15 protein-coding genes and 1 pseudogene are annotated in these 14,087 nt (G+C 61.4%); 7 read left to right on the forward strand and 9 right to left on the reverse strand.

Annotated features, from left to right (window positions below; all coding sequences use genetic code 11):
* Positions 1–23: 23 nt before the first annotated feature.
* The 5 genes from DCO48_RS07585 to DCO48_RS07605 form a co-directional block, all read right to left on the reverse strand.
* Complete coding sequence (locus DCO48_RS07585) at positions 24–1,157, reverse strand: aminotransferase class V-fold PLP-dependent enzyme (protein ID WP_116549976.1); 1,134 nt, start codon at positions 1,155–1,157, stop codon at positions 24–26.
* Positions 1,158–1,489: 332 nt separating this feature from the next.
* Positions 1,490–3,181 (reverse strand): phospholipase D-like domain-containing protein, encoded by a 1,692-nt coding sequence (locus tag DCO48_RS07590; protein WP_116549977.1) that lies wholly within the window; start codon positions 3,179–3,181, stop codon positions 1,490–1,492.
* A 21-nt stretch (positions 3,182–3,202) separates the two neighbouring features.
* The gene (locus DCO48_RS07595; protein ID WP_256584001.1) at positions 3,203–3,874 is read right to left on the reverse strand and encodes a ribonuclease; all 672 of its coding nucleotides are present in this window, start codon (positions 3,872–3,874) and stop codon (positions 3,203–3,205) included.
* A 271-nt stretch (positions 3,875–4,145) separates the two neighbouring features.
* On the reverse strand, positions 4,146–4,787 hold the full coding sequence (locus DCO48_RS07600; RefSeq protein ID WP_116549979.1) for a DUF1109 domain-containing protein: 642 nt from the start codon (positions 4,785–4,787) through the stop codon (positions 4,146–4,148).
* A complete protein-coding gene (locus DCO48_RS07605; protein WP_116549980.1) occupies positions 4,774–5,361 on the reverse strand; it encodes a sigma-70 family RNA polymerase sigma factor in 588 nt (195 codons plus the stop codon). Before DCO48_RS07605 ends, DCO48_RS07600 begins: the two co-directional genes overlap by 14 nt.
* Positions 5,362–5,576: 215 nt before the next feature.
* On the opposite strand from DCO48_RS07605, the gene DCO48_RS07610 reads away from it, so the two are divergent.
* From DCO48_RS07610 to DCO48_RS07625, 4 genes are read left to right on the forward strand one after another with little or no spacing between them, the layout of a single operon-like run.
* Complete coding sequence (locus DCO48_RS07610) at positions 5,577–5,852, forward strand: DUF2282 domain-containing protein (RefSeq protein ID WP_116549981.1); 276 nt, start codon at positions 5,577–5,579, stop codon at positions 5,850–5,852.
* Positions 5,853–5,868: 16 nt separating this feature from the next.
* Complete coding sequence (locus tag DCO48_RS07615) at positions 5,869–6,702, forward strand: DUF692 domain-containing protein (protein ID WP_116549982.1); 834 nt, start codon at positions 5,869–5,871, stop codon at positions 6,700–6,702.
* On the forward strand, positions 6,699–7,454 hold the full coding sequence (locus DCO48_RS07620) for a DNA-binding domain-containing protein (RefSeq protein ID WP_116549983.1): 756 nt from the start codon (positions 6,699–6,701) through the stop codon (positions 7,452–7,454). Before DCO48_RS07615 ends, DCO48_RS07620 begins: the two co-directional genes overlap by 4 nt.
* Before the next feature lie 10 nt (positions 7,455–7,464).
* Positions 7,465–7,932: a DoxX family protein gene (locus tag DCO48_RS07625; RefSeq protein ID WP_116549984.1), complete on the forward strand. Its 468-nt coding sequence runs from the start codon at positions 7,465–7,467 to the stop codon at positions 7,930–7,932.
* Between the two features lie 15 nt (positions 7,933–7,947).
* Here DCO48_RS07625 and DCO48_RS07630 read toward each other — a convergent pair whose 3' ends face one another.
* Positions 7,948–9,573 (reverse strand): mechanosensitive ion channel family protein, encoded by a 1,626-nt coding sequence (locus DCO48_RS07630; protein ID WP_116549985.1) that lies wholly within the window; start codon positions 9,571–9,573, stop codon positions 7,948–7,950.
* 183 nt (positions 9,574–9,756) lie between these two features.
* Here DCO48_RS07630 and DCO48_RS07635 point away from each other — a divergent pair, with 183 nt between their 5' ends.
* Both DCO48_RS07635 and DCO48_RS07640 read left to right on the forward strand, forming a co-directional pair.
* Entirely contained in the window at positions 9,757–10,206 is a 450-nt protein-coding gene (locus DCO48_RS07635; protein WP_116549986.1) for a GNAT family N-acetyltransferase, read from the forward strand.
* A 103-nt stretch (positions 10,207–10,309) separates the two neighbouring features.
* Positions 10,310–10,663, forward strand: a complete 354-nt coding sequence (locus tag DCO48_RS07640; RefSeq protein ID WP_116549987.1) for a CPCC family cysteine-rich protein — start codon at positions 10,310–10,312, stop codon at positions 10,661–10,663.
* A 271-nt stretch (positions 10,664–10,934) separates the two neighbouring features.
* Here the strand turns inward: DCO48_RS07640 and DCO48_RS22585 are convergent, their stop codons facing one another.
* From DCO48_RS22585 to DCO48_RS07655, 3 genes and pseudogenes are all read right to left on the reverse strand, one after another.
* Positions 10,935–11,204: a hypothetical protein gene (locus DCO48_RS22585; protein ID WP_133247600.1), complete on the reverse strand. Its 270-nt coding sequence runs from the start codon at positions 11,202–11,204 to the stop codon at positions 10,935–10,937.
* A 738-nt stretch (positions 11,205–11,942) separates the two neighbouring features.
* Positions 11,943–12,548: pseudogene (locus DCO48_RS07650) on the reverse strand (SDR family oxidoreductase); the annotation flags it as partial.
* Positions 12,549–12,693: 145 nt separating this feature from the next.
* Entirely contained in the window at positions 12,694–12,885 is a 192-nt protein-coding gene (locus DCO48_RS07655) for a hypothetical protein (protein WP_116549990.1), read from the reverse strand.
* A 150-nt stretch (positions 12,886–13,035) separates the two neighbouring features.
* On the opposite strand from DCO48_RS07655, the gene DCO48_RS07660 reads away from it, so the two are divergent.
* Positions 13,036–14,085, forward strand: coding sequence for an RHS repeat-associated core domain-containing protein (locus DCO48_RS07660; RefSeq protein WP_116549991.1), 1,050 nt, complete (start codon positions 13,036–13,038; stop codon positions 14,083–14,085).
* Positions 14,086–14,087 lie beyond the last annotated feature (2 nt).

Raw genomic sequence — 14,087 nt, forward strand, 5'->3', positions numbered from 1 at the left:
GGTGCGCCGGGCAAGACGCTCGCTTAGTTCCCCATCACCTGGTCCAGCGCCTGCTCCAGGGTGCCGACCGTGCGCTCGATATTGTGCAGATTCTCAAGCCCGAACAGGCCGATGCGAAAGGTCTGGAAATCGGCCGGCTCGTCGCACTGCAACGGCACCCCTGCGGCGATCTGCAGACCGTGGTTGGCAAATTTCTTGCCGCTCTTGATATCGGCATCGTCGGTGTAGCTCACCACCACGCCTGGGGCCTGAAAGCCGGTTGCAGCCACGCTGTTGAAGCCTTTGCCAGTCAACAGTGCACGCACCCGATCGCCCAGCGCCTGCTGTTCAGCGCGGAGCTTGTCGAAACCATAGGCTTGCATCTCTTTCATCACCTCGTTGAATCGCGCGAGGGCGTCGCTGGGCATGGTCGCATGGTAGGCATGCCCGCCCTGTTCGTAGGCCTGCATGATCTGCAGCCACTTTTTCAGGTCGCAGGCGAAGCTGCTGCTTTGCGTCTGCTCGATACGCGCCAAGGCCAAAGCACTGAACATCACCAGGGCGCAGCAGGGCGAGGCACTCCAGCCCTTCTGCGGTGCACTGATCAGCAGGTCGACTGCACATTTGTGCATATCAACCCAGATCGTGCCCGAGGCGATGCAGTCCAGCACGAACAGGCCACCCACCGCATGCACGGCGTCGCCAACGGCCCGCAGGTAGTCGTCAGGCAGGATAATCCCCGATGAGGTTTCCACATGGGGGGCGAAGACAATCTGCGGCTTCTGCGCCTCAATGGCTGCCAGCACTTCGTCCAGAGGCGCTGGCGCGTAGGCCACCTGGCGGCCCGTGTCGACCGGCCGGGCCTTGAGTACCGTGGTGGCCGCCGCAATGTTGCCCATCTCAAGAATCTGGCTCCAGCGATAACTGAACCAGCCGTTGCGTATCACCAGGCATTGCTGATCGCTGGCAAACTGTCGCGCCACCGCCTCCATGCCGAATGTGCCGCTGCCCGGGACCACCGCTACGCCTTGGGCGTTGTAGACCTGTTTCAGGGTGCCAGAAATGTTCTTCATCACGCCTTGAAACGACTGCGACATGTGGTTGAGCGAGCGGTCGGTGTAGACCACCGAGTACTCGACCAGCCCCTCAGGATCAATACTGGGATATAGCTTCGACATGCGGTGACTCCTTTGGCAAAGATGTCCGTGGCACCGACCCTGCCCCAAGCCCTGGCAAATAACAAGATGACTCAGGCTGTAGTCGTAATCGGCATTTGGCACCCCGCCCTGCAACCACCGGCCGCCGGATGACCCGGCTGATCGCCCCGCCGAGGGTGTTGGGGCCATACATAGGCGGACTTTATCGGACCACGACCGCCCTAGGCCATCGTCAACCGACGCTCACAAAAAGGAAAAGCAGGATGGCGCAATGCCAACCGTCGCGAATCCTAGCGCTGTTCACAGGAAGCGGCACGCTGTATGAAAAAACATATAGCGCTAGAAGCTACCGCTCAACCCGCAAAATAGCGCCGGCGCTTCGAACGGTAGTTCGCTGGGTCCAGGTGTGCAGGCAGCCATTGAGCTGCCTTTTCCTTCAGATAATTCCCGGTATTCGCGGGGCTTTTCTGGTACTTCGCCGACAGGTAGCGGGCGTAGTGGTGATCGAAGAGGCGCATGAACTCACCGAAATAGATATCCGCAACCCGGGTGTCACCCTGGATGACCAGCATGTTCTCGTCATTCGAGGTTTGCGACGCACTGCTGAAGTTCGCCGAACCGGTGACCACGGTAGGCTGCTCACCCAACGGATCGACCAGCAGGTATTTGGTGTGGATATAGTCGTTGGTGTTGAGCGGGTTATCCCGTTCGCGCAGCGCATTTACCAGCACGTTGTCTTTGCCGAGATAGCCGCCAGACGCAAAGATAACGTCGCCATCGGTGCCAATATCCTCCGTCGCAGCGAGGGCATCGTCCTTGACGATGTAGCGCAGTACGTCGTTCTGCTTGCGAAACACGCCCTGCAGCTCCTTGGCAATGTCGAACCCCGCAGTGAAGCACACCAGTTGCCTGGCGCTATCGGCCAGGTTCGCGTACCACTGCAGTGTCTTCTCGGCCTGTGGCGTGTCCTTGGTCTCGCGAGGGCTGAACAACGGATAGGTACCCGGCTTTAACGGCAGAGCGGGAATCGGCGTTGCCTGGGCATTGGGCCCCTGTAGATCGGCGACGCTGAGATTGCGCTGCAGGCGTGTCCAGTAATCGAGGTAGTGCCCGGCGATGTCAGGGTCGTGAACCACATGCCCCACATTCGACTGACCGAAGATGCCCCCGGCCGAGATGTTGGTCGACCCCGTCCACACGCTCACCGGTTTACCGTGCTCCAGCAGCACGATGAACTTGTTGTGGCGGATGCCCGTGCTGACCGTTCGCGGATGCACGAATGCGCTCAGGTTCGCCTGTTCGATGGTGGCCTGGTTGCCGGCCTTATACTTGCTCGCTGCGTCAAAAACGATCTGCACATCGCCTTCGTCTGCGGCCTCACGCAGCGCCTGGGCAACGGGCAGGTAATGGAACTCGTAAAACGCGACACGCAGGCCCATGCCTTTTCTGGCGCCGCGTTTGATGAAGGCAAGCAGGGCTTCGTAGAGGCCGCGGGAAAGCCATTTCATCGGTTCTGACGCCGGCTTGTCAGGGTCGGGGGCGACGTTCCGGAACTCCCGCGCATAGGCCTGTGAGCCGATCACACCGCGGTTGAAATAAACCTCGTGCTGTGTGCCTTCGCCAGCAGGCACCAGGGTCGGCTCGCAGCGAATCCGTACCGAAACCCCCAGGACCTCGTCGAGCCGAGGCTGGTTGGGCGTGCCGAAAACTGGCCGCACCGTGTACTCGTAGTCGTCGCCTGCGGCGACCGTGTAGTCGGCCCACAGAAAACTCTGCACGGGGTGTGCGCTGGTTGGCACCAGCGTGCCCCTGGGCAAGGCCTGGTCCACATCCTGGAAACGCTTGAGGCCTCGCAGGTAGTCGCCGGTTTGCGGCTTCCCGGCGGCGTCGAACGGCTGGCGATACACGGCAAAACCCAGCAGGTTGTGCTCCCCCTGCAACGCCGCAATATCTGGCTGGACCACGAAGTCCCAGGCCAGGACCACGACATGGGTCCCGGCAATGGCGCGGATGCGCAGGTAGTGACCGGTGGCACTGGCTCGCATGGCAGCATCCTTCCGAGGGTATTACAGGTTGGGGGTTCTGACCCTGATCTGTTGACCGTCTGGGGTACCGCCCTTTGGGCAAGCCATGGGGGCGAGGTCCTTGTCCAGGCAGACCCACAATTCCTTGAGCCGGTTATCCGAGGCCACCGAAACCCGCAGGCTCTCTGCCGGCAGCGTCGGGTTGAGCGCCAGGAAGGCCTGCTTGATATCAAGCACCTTGGCGTTCACCAGCTTATTTGGGCCAGGGTTGCTACCGAGCATTTCTTGCGTGGTGGGGCGGTGTAGCGTGCCGTATACCTTCTGGATATCGGCAAAATAGCGCTCCGGCGATGACCAGCCGCAGGTCCCATGGGCTTGCCATTCGTTTTGCATGAGGTCCGCCCCGGGCATCATGCAGAGGTGCTGCTTGACCAGCGGGGCGGGTAGCGAGCCGACCGTCTGGCAGTTGCGTGGGTGGTCCTGATAGTCCTTGGCATGCCCGTTCTGGGGCCAGAGGCCATGCACCACCCATTCGAATCGATTCCCGGAAAAGCACTGGAAGGCGTGCTTGGCCCTTATCTCCTTGGACTTGTTGCGCATTCCTTCGCAATGTTCCGGCGACCAGGACAACACCAGCGCCAGATAGTCCGTGGGGCGGTCATCGTTGACGTAATCCACCGGCCGTGCTGGCGCGGGCTCCACGGTGTCAGGCAACGCGCAGATTTCCTGCGCAACGGCGTGTGGGGCCAAGGCTACCAACACAGCCCAAAGCACTGAGTGTACCCACCTTGATGATTGCGGTTTCGATCCCATAATGACCTCCCTGGCCCACCACGTAGCGTTGCCTCGTTGCCCAATACAATGCCGCACGTACAGGCCGGCGCCTGTGAATCAGGATAGAGGCAAATGGCCAGGCTTCAAGTCGGACGGCGAACGCCCTCCCACACAGGCCGGGCTGGGGAAATCTACGGGCTGATGGGCGCCGTCACCAGCGCAACAACCGCGGCCCCAGCACGCCGCCCAGGACGGTCGGCAAGGACATGCCCAGCAGGTACCAGGTGCCCCAGAACGGCACTTCCATTTCCGGGCAATGCAGGCAATAGGCCAGAGTTGCGCTGGAGCCTGCAAGCAAGCCACCGGCAGCGCCAGCCTGGCGCAATCGCGTCGGCGCAAGGCCGCGCAAGGCCCAGAACACCGCAATCAACACCGGCACCGACAGGAGCGCGATGTTCATCGCGCAGGTGCGCCAGGTGCGCCCGAAAATCAGCTCGGCGCGCGCCTCGACGGGCGCACCGAAGAGCACCAGCGCCGCCCCGAGCCATACCAGTGCCAGCGGCAAGCCGAGCAGCCCCCACACCACTCCGCCGTTGACGCCAGGCCTGGCCAGCCGTTGCGTCAGCCACAGCCCGAGCAGCGCCAGGCTGCCGGGCAGCGCAACCTTGGCCCAGAACAGCGGCATCCGCGCCACCTCGGCAAGGTCACTGCGCACACCGTAGAGGGTCACGATCAGCAGCAGCGCTGCCAGCATTCCGCCCAGCAAGGCCAGCACCAGACGCCGCCCCAGCGCATGTCGGTCCACCGGCCCTTCTGCGGTGGCCAGCAGGGTGATCAGTTCATCGGTCTTCATCGTTTTCACGGCCTCCAATTAGCCTGGCCAACGCCTTGAGCCCACGGTGTATGCCTACCTTGACCGCCGCGCTGGACAGCCCGGTAATCCGTGCGGTCTCCTCCACCGACAAGCCCTCGAGTTTAACGTGCACGATGGGCAAGCGCTGGCGCTCCGGCAAGCGTTCCAGCAGCTTGCCGAGATCGCGGCTGGCCTGGGCTGGCGCCTCATCGCTGGCGGCAAACAGGTCGCTGTCGTCGTCCAGCAGGTCGTGCAGTGCATCGCGGTGCGCATAGCGGCGCAGGTAGTCGGCCAGTTTGTAACGGGCAATCGCCTGGACCCACACCGTCAGCGGCTGCTGCGGTTGGTAGGTATGCCGCGCGTTATGCACCGCCAGCAGTACCTCCTGCAACACGTCTTCGACCTCGGCCGGACGTTGCTGCAAGCGCCGCCGAAGGAAGCCGCGCACATGCAGCGCCAGCGCCGCGAGAAACTCGCGGTACGCCGCGGCATCGCCGGCAAGCCCACGCAGCAGCAAGGTTTGCAACTGCTTCTCGCGGGTAGCGAGCACGTCCTGTGAGTTAGTTCGTTGCATTGGCCGCCTGGGTTACACCATCAGTGATTTTCTTTTTATCGAACCATAGTCGCCGCCGTGTTGGAAAGCCTACCCCTACACCCCCAGCGTCCCTCGGCGGTCCGCGGTCACTCGAAAAAAAGTTTTCCGCTGCTGTAACCGAATCCACGATCGCCGCGAACTACTCCATGAGCCGCCGGTAATTTGCCGCGGCCCCATCCTCAGGAGTCAACCTCATGAAAGCACTTGCCCTCACCACTGCGGCCCTGGCCCTCGCCACACTGGCTGGCACCGCCATGGCCGACACCTCCAGCAATGGCGCCGCCATGGAGAAATGCTATGGCGTGGCCATGGCCGGCAAGAACGACTGTAAGGCCGGAGCCGGTACCACCTGCGCCGGCAGTGCCAAGAAAGACTACGACGCCATGCACTGGAAGAACGTCCCGGCTGGCACCTGCACCTCGATCAAGACCCCCAATGGAATGGGCTCGCTCACCCCGGCCAAGTCCTGAGCGGAGGCTGCCGACCATGAAGTGCAATCGCCCGTTGGGCGCCGGGCTCGGCCTCAAGGCCGAGCATTATGCTCAAGCCCTGGCCTGTGATGCTGTCGGCCTGTGGTTCGAGGTGCACCCGGAAAACTACATGGTCGGCGGCCCGCGCCTTGCCTGGCTGGAACGAATGGCCGAGTGCCATCCGCTGTCGCTGCACGGCGTTGCCCTGTCACTGGCCGCGGACCGCGAGCCGGACAGCGCGCATCTGCAGCGCTTGCGGGCGCTGATCGAGCGGGTCCAGCCGGTGCTGGTGTCTGAGCACCTGGCCTGGTCGTCCTGGCGGGGCCAGTACCACCCCGATCTCTTGCCCTTCCCGCGCAGCAACCAGGCGCTGCGCCGGATTACCGACAACATCCAGCGTACCCAGGAAGCGCTCGGGCGCTGTATCGCCATCGAGAACCCAAGCCACTACCTGCAGCTGGACGGGCATGACTGGGACGAAATCGAATTCCTCGGCGAGCTGACACGCCGCACCGGTTGCCGTCTGCTGCTGGACGTCAACAACGTCCACGTCAGCGCGCACAACCTGGGCTTCAGCGCCACCGACTACCTCGACCGCTTCCCTGCCGCCGCCATCAGCGAAGTGCACCTGGCCGGGCACAGCCACGACGACCAGGGGGCCCTGCTGATCGATTCCCACGACAGTGCCATCGCCGAGCCGGTGTGGGCGCTGTACCGCCACCTGATCGCCCGCGTCGGCCCGCGGCCGACGCTGATCGAACGCGACGGCAACCTGCCTGCATTCACCGATCTGCTGGCCGAACGCGCCATCGCCCAGGTAACCCTGGAACCGCCAGAGGACCTGTCATGAAGCTAACCCTTGGCGAATTTCAAGATGCCTTCGTCGACGCACTCTATCTGCGCCCTGCGCCGCAACTGGAAGCGCTGACCGCCCAGCCGGCGTTTGCGGTTTACCGCAATACCGTGCTGTCTGGCGCAGTCGAGGCACTGCGGGACAACTTCCCCAGCGTCGAGACGCTGGTCGGTCCGGGCTGGATGCACGACGTGGCAGCAGCCTATGTGCACCGGCAACCACCGTGCGATGCCCGACTGATCAACTACGGCGCAGGTTTTCCGGCGTTTCTGGAGGAAATGCAAAGCCACCATGGGCTGACGTACCTGGCCGATGTCGCACGCCTGGATTTCTATTGGTGCGAGGTGTTCAGCGCCCCCATCACGGCGTACCTGAGTTTGACCGACCTGGCCGGCATGACCGCTGCCGACCTGACCCACAGCCACTTGCGCCCACGTCCGAGCGCACGCTGGCAATGGTTCGACGCACATCCGGCGTTCAGCCTGTGGCGCTGCAGCCGGGCCGGCCAGCCCTGGTCGCCGGCACAGCCCTGGGTGGCCGAAGGCGCCCTGCTGAGCGGCGACACCGACGGTGTAAGTCATCAGCCCCTGGAGCCTGGCGGCTGCACCTTCCTCGATGCCTGTGCGGCAGGGTACTCGCTGGAGGCAGCCTCGCACCTCGCCGAACAACGCCAGCCCGACCTCGACTTCAGCGACCTGCTCGGCCGGCTGTTGCAGGCACGGGTTTTTCTCCCCCTCACCTACGATTGAAGGAATGGCCATGGACACCCTCCACACCGACGCCAGCACACACGGCCTGCGCCACTACTACAACCGCCTGGCTGCGCACCTGCAGTCGGGTGTGAGCGACAGCCTGCTGTACCTGGTCGCTCGGCTGGGTATTGCCTCGATCTTCTTTCTTTCCGGGCGCACCAAGGTCGAGGGCCTGCTGAGCATCACCCCCAGCACCTATGAACTGTTCCAGACCGAATTTGCCCTGCCGCTGGTTTCGCCCTGGCTCGCCGCACACCTGGCGACCTATGCCGAACACCTGTTCCCGCTGCTGCTGGTGCTTGGCCTGTTTACCCGCTTGTCGGCCCTGGCCTTGCTGGGCATGACCACCGTGATCGAGGTGTTCGTCTACCCCGATGCCTGGCCTACTCATCTGTCATGGGCCGGCCTGCTTCTGCTGCTGGTCGCGCGGGGTGCGGGGGGCTGGTCACTGGACCGGCTGTGGCGCCTGCGCTGAACGCCCCGCTAGACGCTACTCACCCGGCGGCGCATCGGCCTCGCGGGCTGGCGCCGGGTACCACTTCTCGCGTGGCACCCACTTGGCCTGTGCCGGGTCACCGAGGTAGTGCGGCGACATGATCTGCACGCCGTATTCGTTGAACACGTCCTGGATGTTGGCGTGCAGCAGGCTCAACAACTCCGCCCGCGGCCGCGGCTCGCTGGGCACAGCCTGTGCCACCAGGCGGTACTCAGGGTAAAAGTCCGATAGCCCGGTCTGAAAAACCTGCGGTTTGGGCTTATCAAGAATACCCTCGGTGCGCCGTGCCGCTTCTACCAGCATTGCCTCGACCTGCCGCCAGGGCGTGTCATAACCGATGGTGACCACGGTATCGACAACATAGCCGTGCCCCTGCACCGCGCGTGAATAGTTGCGTGTCACCGAGCCGGTAATCAGCGAGTTGGGCAAGGTCAGCACCTCGCCCAGGCCGGTGCGGATGGTGGTGTTGAACATACCGACTTCGGTCACTGTGCCCTCGTTGTCGCCCACACGCACGTATTCGCCTGCCTTCAGCGTGCGCGAATAGGTCAGGATCAACCCGGCTGCGGCCTGCCCCACCACACTGGATGCCCCCAGCGAAATCATCAACCCAAGCAACACCGACAACCCCTTGAACGCATCGGTGCCGGAGCCGGGCAGGTACGGATAGGCCATCACCAGGGCGAACAGCCAGATCGCCAGCGAAGTCAGGCGTGCAGTCGGTTGCAGGGTTTCCTCGGTCAACCACTTCAGGGTGCCGGGGCGTGCAATGCGTTCCAGCAGGCGCCGGCTGAAGCCACTGATGCCACGGGCAATGAAGAAAATCGTGATGGCTACGGCCATTCCGGGGATAGCGTTGAGGATGCCGTCGAGCAGGTAGCGTAGCAAGTCGAGCAGATGCACATTGAGGCGCTCGCCCCACGGCCTGGTATAGGGAAATTGCGACAACACGTAGCTGACCCATTGGTAACTCAACAGCAGCACCAGCAGCCAGTACACCAAGCGCAGCAGGCGGTCGATAAGCATGTACACGTAGTGGATATCGAGCAGCGGCATCTGGCCGACCCGCAGCTGATGGGCGCGCTCGCGCATCAGTTGCAGCAACGGCCCACGCAGCTTGCGCCGCGCCAGGTTGGCGCCCTTGATCAGCGCAACGTAGAGCAGCGTGGCGATGACCGAGAAGCCCAGTGCCTTGAGCAGAAAATGCAGGTTGCGCGCTTCGCCGGTCTCGTCGACCACCTGGCGCAAGACCGTTGCGGCCTGCTCGGCGGCCGCCCGGGTATCGCCGCCCTCCAGCCCAATGTCGCGCGGGGCGACGATAAAGGCTCGGCGCCCGCCCAGCAGCACCAGATGGCTATTGAGCACCGGCTCGACGCTAACGTTCAGCACCTCACTGCCGCGCAAGGCCTCGGTGATCACCGCAGTGGCCCGCTGCGTCCGCGCCGCCGGGGTTTCGCCGAGCAGGGTCGCGTGGAAGGTAAAGATACTACGGTTGGCGATGCGAAGCTCGGCGGGTTCGGCGGGGATGCCGTCGGCGACGCTGACTGCGGCCTCGCTGCCCAGGCCCAGCGTTGGCAATACGCTGAACAGTATCAGCAGTGCGCAGCAAAGGTGTCTCATCATCAAGCTCCATGACCGGTGGGGTGACCGGGTGCTTGTAGTGATAGCACAGGGTGCCGCAGGTGACGCTGAAGATGGCTATCTTGCGCAATTAGTTTGACTTGCCGCCATGGCTGAACGCTGGGAGCAGAGGTTCTGGTATACAGGTACCCCTGATTCCCGCTGACGCCACGGACGACAACCATGCAGATACGCCAAATGACCCACAACGACCTGCCCAGCGCCAGCGCCCTGTGCCTGGAAACGTTCATGCAGGCGGTTGCGCCCTCTCTGTCTGCGCAGGGCGTGGCCAGCTTCGCAAAGGTAGCCGCGCAGGCAGCGTTTGCCGAACGCATGAAGGGCGACAACCTGATGTTGGTGTGTGTTGCCGAGGGGGCCATTAGAGGGATGGTCGAATTCAAGGGCAGGTGTCATGTCGCGATGCTTTTTGTGGCACCGAGCTGGCAGCACCGGGGCATAGGCAAGCACCTGGTCGATGCGGCGCTGGAGCACGCCAGGGCCGACGTAGTGACGGTCAGGGCGTCTTTGTCTGCAGTGGCCGCGTACCAGCGCTACGGGTTCGTGTTGTCTGGAGAGGTGGGCGAGTTTGCCGGGCTGGTGTACCAGCCCATGGAGAAGCGGCTGCACATCTGAGTAACGGAATGTTGGCCCTGAATGACCAGTTTCGACCCAATGCAGCCGTTCGGCATGTGGCTAAAATCGACAAGAATAGACGGCCACCCATAAGTGAGAATTGATGTTTACGTGCCCATGCTGCGGATATGCCGTCTTCGAGGAACACACGGGATCATACGGAATTTGCCCAATTTGTTTCTGGGAGGATGACGTGTTCCAACTCTACTACCCTCACCAGGTGAGTGGCCCGAATAGATGTAGTTTGATTGAGGCGCAGGTGAACTTCGTCCAATTCGGTGCCTGCGAGCGAACCATGTCGAAGAATGTGCGAGTGGCTAGCGATAGCGATGTGCGTGATGGCGAGTGGTTCCCGCTCTGGGCTCGCCGAGTTGCCATTCCAGATCCCGACTCCGACAACCAGCATCCTCAACACATGAAGTCGAAGTACGACCTCTACTATTGGCTGCGGACCTAGCAGCGCGAAATGGCGTACTAGGTCCGCAATGGGTCGAAAGCTGCCGGTCGTGGATGACCGCTACCGATCCAGAGCAGACCTTCGGGGAGGGCAAAAGCGGCCCTCCAGAAGAGTTATATTAATTGCCGACGCGAACGTCCAAGCTTTTACGGTAACGCTTTGTTCTAATTATCCGTATCTTGACCGCCATAAATATTATTACGCGAGATCAATGATGTCTGCGAGCATTGGATACCGCACTAATGCAATGCAACCTCCAGCGATTGCGCCACTATATAGGCTCCAAATATTCTATGACGACCTCTCCACCAATGTAAGGGCCGTCACTACTACAATCCATTGCCGGCTCGTCAAAATCAACCCACGCACTGATGATAACTCTTCCTTTACCGGCAATAGCTCGCTGAGCACTAGTGAATTCCACTTCGTCACCCAAGGCTTCTCTTACAAATTCTGCTGGTAACGAAACCATTCCAACTGCGCCATTCGGCCACCACAAGTGGGGCTTAACTTTTACTCTATCACCATCTTTAAACTTCATTTATCTTGACCCATGCTGCCGACTTTAATTTTCCATTTGCCGTTCGGTTAAGAGGCTGGCCTTAACCCGTCCAGTGAGCACAGCGAACGATTTTAGCGCATTTTTATATCTTGCTGTTTTCCACTAATCTTTCTGGTCAAAAATGGTGCACATGAGGGCGAGCCCATGCAATTCCCCACCGGTGATCCGAAAATGGCGGAAAGAAAATTCTGACGCTCTGAGGAATCCGTTCAACGTATCTGGTCAAGTCCAATGTAAAAGTGTGGCCAGGTAAGGTGCAATTTCCCACTAGAGCGTCGGTAGCCGGTTCAACGCACAATTGCGCTCCATTTTCGGCTCATCGGCCATGGGGACGCGCGCGTCCGAATCGACATTGAATATGTCAATGTAACAACCGCTCAGCGCGCCCGGGCTGTCGACAATTCCTCCTTTGATCACGTAACGTGCGCTCGGCGCAAATTCACTGACAAACGCTATGCGGCACGAGCGCTTGGCATTGGCCGCGCCGCGCATCACCAAGTGCAGCGGCTGGCCGGCTTCAATCGAAAAAAGCCCTCCGGCGTCGATACGTTCTTATGAACGGAAACCAACTGCTCTCCCTGGGTCAAGCACTGGCCGCTCCTGGCCGTTAGCTGCTCGTGGTGACAGGCAGAAACCGGCCAATTGCGATCATTCAGGTGCATAGGAAAGTAGAGACGACTTGGGGCGAACGAATAGCTGACCCCGAGTCGCAAAGTACTAGGCAGAGAAACCACCATCAATCGTCAAGCTGGCCCCGGTGATGTAGCCTGCTTCCGGACCAGACAGGTAGGCGACAAAGCCGGCAATTTCCTCTGCCTTGCCATAGCGATCCAGTGCCATCAGACCTTTCAGGTACTCAGCACCCTCGCCATCGGCCGGGTTCATTTCGGTGTCCACCGGACCGGGTTGCACGTTGTTAACGGTGATACAGCGCGGGCCCAGGTCGCGGGCCATGCCTTTGGCCAAGCCGACTAACGCCGATTTGCTCATGGCGTACACTGCCCCGCCGGCAACCGGGATGCGCTCGGCGTTGGTGCTGTCGATATTGATGATGCGCCCGCCATCGACCATGTGCTTGGCAGCTTCCTGGCTGGCGACGAATACACTGCGCACGTTGACCGCTAGGGTATGGTCAAGCTGCTCCAGGGTGAGTTCCTCGGTGCTAGCCCAGGCCAGCACGCCGGCGTTGTTAACTAAAATATCCAGGCCGCCGAAGTGCTCGACGGCCGCGCGAATGGCCTGCTGCACGGCTGCCGCATCAGCACTATCGGCCTTGAGCGCAAGGGCCTTACCACTAGCGGCAATCACTTCACTGGCCAAAACAGCGGTTAAGTCAGAATTATGGGGGGCCATTCTGGGTCGAAAACGGTCGTCCACGACCGCCAGCTATCGGCCTGTAGCGGCCGCTCGACGCCGCCGGTACGCCAGCAATGCCCTTGATTGTCGTATTACCGCCGCCGAGGCAGGTTCAGGCCTCATCGTCCTTGGGGAAATGCCGGCAACTCTTGCGCGCCGCCATCTGCTCGGCCGTTGGGCGGTCGTCGACGAACACCGGCGGGCGGTCGCTGTAGATTTCCAGAAACCCCCAATGCAGGTCGGCTTCGTTCTGGCCTGGCTGGGGTGGTCGAAGCCACCAGACTTCTCGGCTGATCAAGGCCATGGCATGTTCCTCGTCAAGCGGCAACCACTTCACTATAGCCAGTACTGCCATGACGGCTGCGCAGCTGATATTTCTGCCAGTTTCGTCCCCACCCGCGTTGCAGTAGAACTCAACCAGTGAGACCCCGTCCCCCAGCAAGGTGGCCCAACCATGCCCGAGCGCTCCCCCTCATGCCTGAGCAGCTATCGATTCGACTCGCTGGACCGCATCGCCGTCTGTACCCGCGCCAAGCAAAACGACTCACGACGTTTCTATCTCGGCGAGCGTCTGAGCAGCGAAGTTCAAGGCGAAGCAGGCATGACACTGCCGCGTCATGCGCACTACCTGCTTGGACAATGCAGCTATCCGGCGGCGCCAGCCGGCACAGCGCTGCTGGCAACAGACCCGCACGGCACACTACTGGCCGCGCTAGTCGGGCAACAACCGGTTTCGGCACGCATCGGCCCCTATGGGGAGTCGCCAACACGCAACGACCTGCCCGGGTTCTGCGGCGAGCATGCCGAACCTGTGACCGGCCACTACCTGCTCGGCAGCTATCGAGCATTGATCCCGGCGCTGGGACGCTTCAATCAACCGGACAGCTTCAGCCCTTTCGGTGACGGCGGCCTCAACCCCTATGCCTATTGCCTCGGCGACCCGATCAACCGAATCGATCCGAGCGGCCATAACGGGCTGTTCAGTATGATGTCGCGCCTGTTCAAAGGCGTGCCACGCAACGCCATTGGAGCGGCGGAGCCGCAGTACAGGGTTCATGTCAAACGCATCGGTAAACCTGAACAGTTGACCGAAGGTGTGCATTACTTCAGCGATACGTACAAGGGCAGGCCGCGCCTCAATGTGATGGGGCACGGTGACTCCCGCGTACCCGGCATACCGGCAAAAATGGAGTCTGGCACAGATTATCTGTCGCCGCGTAAATTGACCGAGCTATTGGAGCAGCGGGTAAATTTTGACGATTTCGCCAGTGTGCGTACGCTAATGTGCAATTCGGCCAACGGCTTTGCCCAGAAAATGGCCGATCTAGTGCAGCTTCCTGTAAAGGGCTACAAGGGCGAAGTCCATGCGCTGAAGTTCGGCAGAACCCTCGAATATATCCGCCGCTTCGAAGTATTCAAACCAGCACCGAACTCTGACTTTGCCTACAAGTCAGTGTACTTCAACCCACGGACCACGCCCCGCCCCTCCGCCCTGCTCAGGTAAAC

The sequence above is a fragment of the Pseudomonas sp. SDI genome, from assembly GCF_003105155.1.
In the GTDB taxonomy this organism is placed as follows: domain Bacteria; phylum Pseudomonadota; class Gammaproteobacteria; order Pseudomonadales; family Pseudomonadaceae; genus Aquipseudomonas.

Bases quoted from the DNA above. Each gene is read 5' to 3' on its own strand.
- DCO48_RS07585 (WP_116549976.1), bottom strand. From the start codon at position 1,157: ATGTCGAAGCTATATCCCAGTATTGATCCTGAGGGGCTGGTCGAGTAC.
- DCO48_RS07590 (WP_116549977.1), bottom strand. From the start codon at position 3,181: ATGCGAGCCAGTGCCACCGGTCACTACCTGCGCATCCGCGCCATTGCC.
- DCO48_RS07600 (WP_116549979.1), bottom strand. From the start codon at position 4,787: ATGAAGACCGATGAACTGATCACCCTGCTGGCCACCGCAGAAGGGCCG.
- DCO48_RS07605 (WP_116549980.1), bottom strand. From the start codon at position 5,361: ATGCAACGAACTAACTCACAGGACGTGCTCGCTACCCGCGAGAAGCAG.
- DCO48_RS07610 (WP_116549981.1), top strand. From the start codon at position 5,577: ATGAAAGCACTTGCCCTCACCACTGCGGCCCTGGCCCTCGCCACACTG.
- DCO48_RS07615 (WP_116549982.1), top strand. From the start codon at position 5,869: ATGAAGTGCAATCGCCCGTTGGGCGCCGGGCTCGGCCTCAAGGCCGAG.
- DCO48_RS07620 (WP_116549983.1), top strand. From the start codon at position 6,699: ATGAAGCTAACCCTTGGCGAATTTCAAGATGCCTTCGTCGACGCACTC.
- DCO48_RS07625 (WP_116549984.1), top strand. From the start codon at position 7,465: ATGGACACCCTCCACACCGACGCCAGCACACACGGCCTGCGCCACTAC.
- DCO48_RS07630 (WP_116549985.1), bottom strand. From the start codon at position 9,573: ATGAGACACCTTTGCTGCGCACTGCTGATACTGTTCAGCGTATTGCCA.
- DCO48_RS07635 (WP_116549986.1), top strand. From the start codon at position 9,757: ATGCAGATACGCCAAATGACCCACAACGACCTGCCCAGCGCCAGCGCC.
- DCO48_RS07640 (WP_116549987.1), top strand. From the start codon at position 10,310: ATGTTTACGTGCCCATGCTGCGGATATGCCGTCTTCGAGGAACACACG.
- DCO48_RS22585 (WP_133247600.1), bottom strand. From the start codon at position 11,204: ATGAAGTTTAAAGATGGTGATAGAGTAAAAGTTAAGCCCCACTTGTGG.
- DCO48_RS07655 (WP_116549990.1), bottom strand. From the start codon at position 12,885: ATGGCCTTGATCAGCCGAGAAGTCTGGTGGCTTCGACCACCCCAGCCA.
- DCO48_RS07660 (WP_116549991.1), top strand. From the start codon at position 13,036: ATGCCCGAGCGCTCCCCCTCATGCCTGAGCAGCTATCGATTCGACTCG.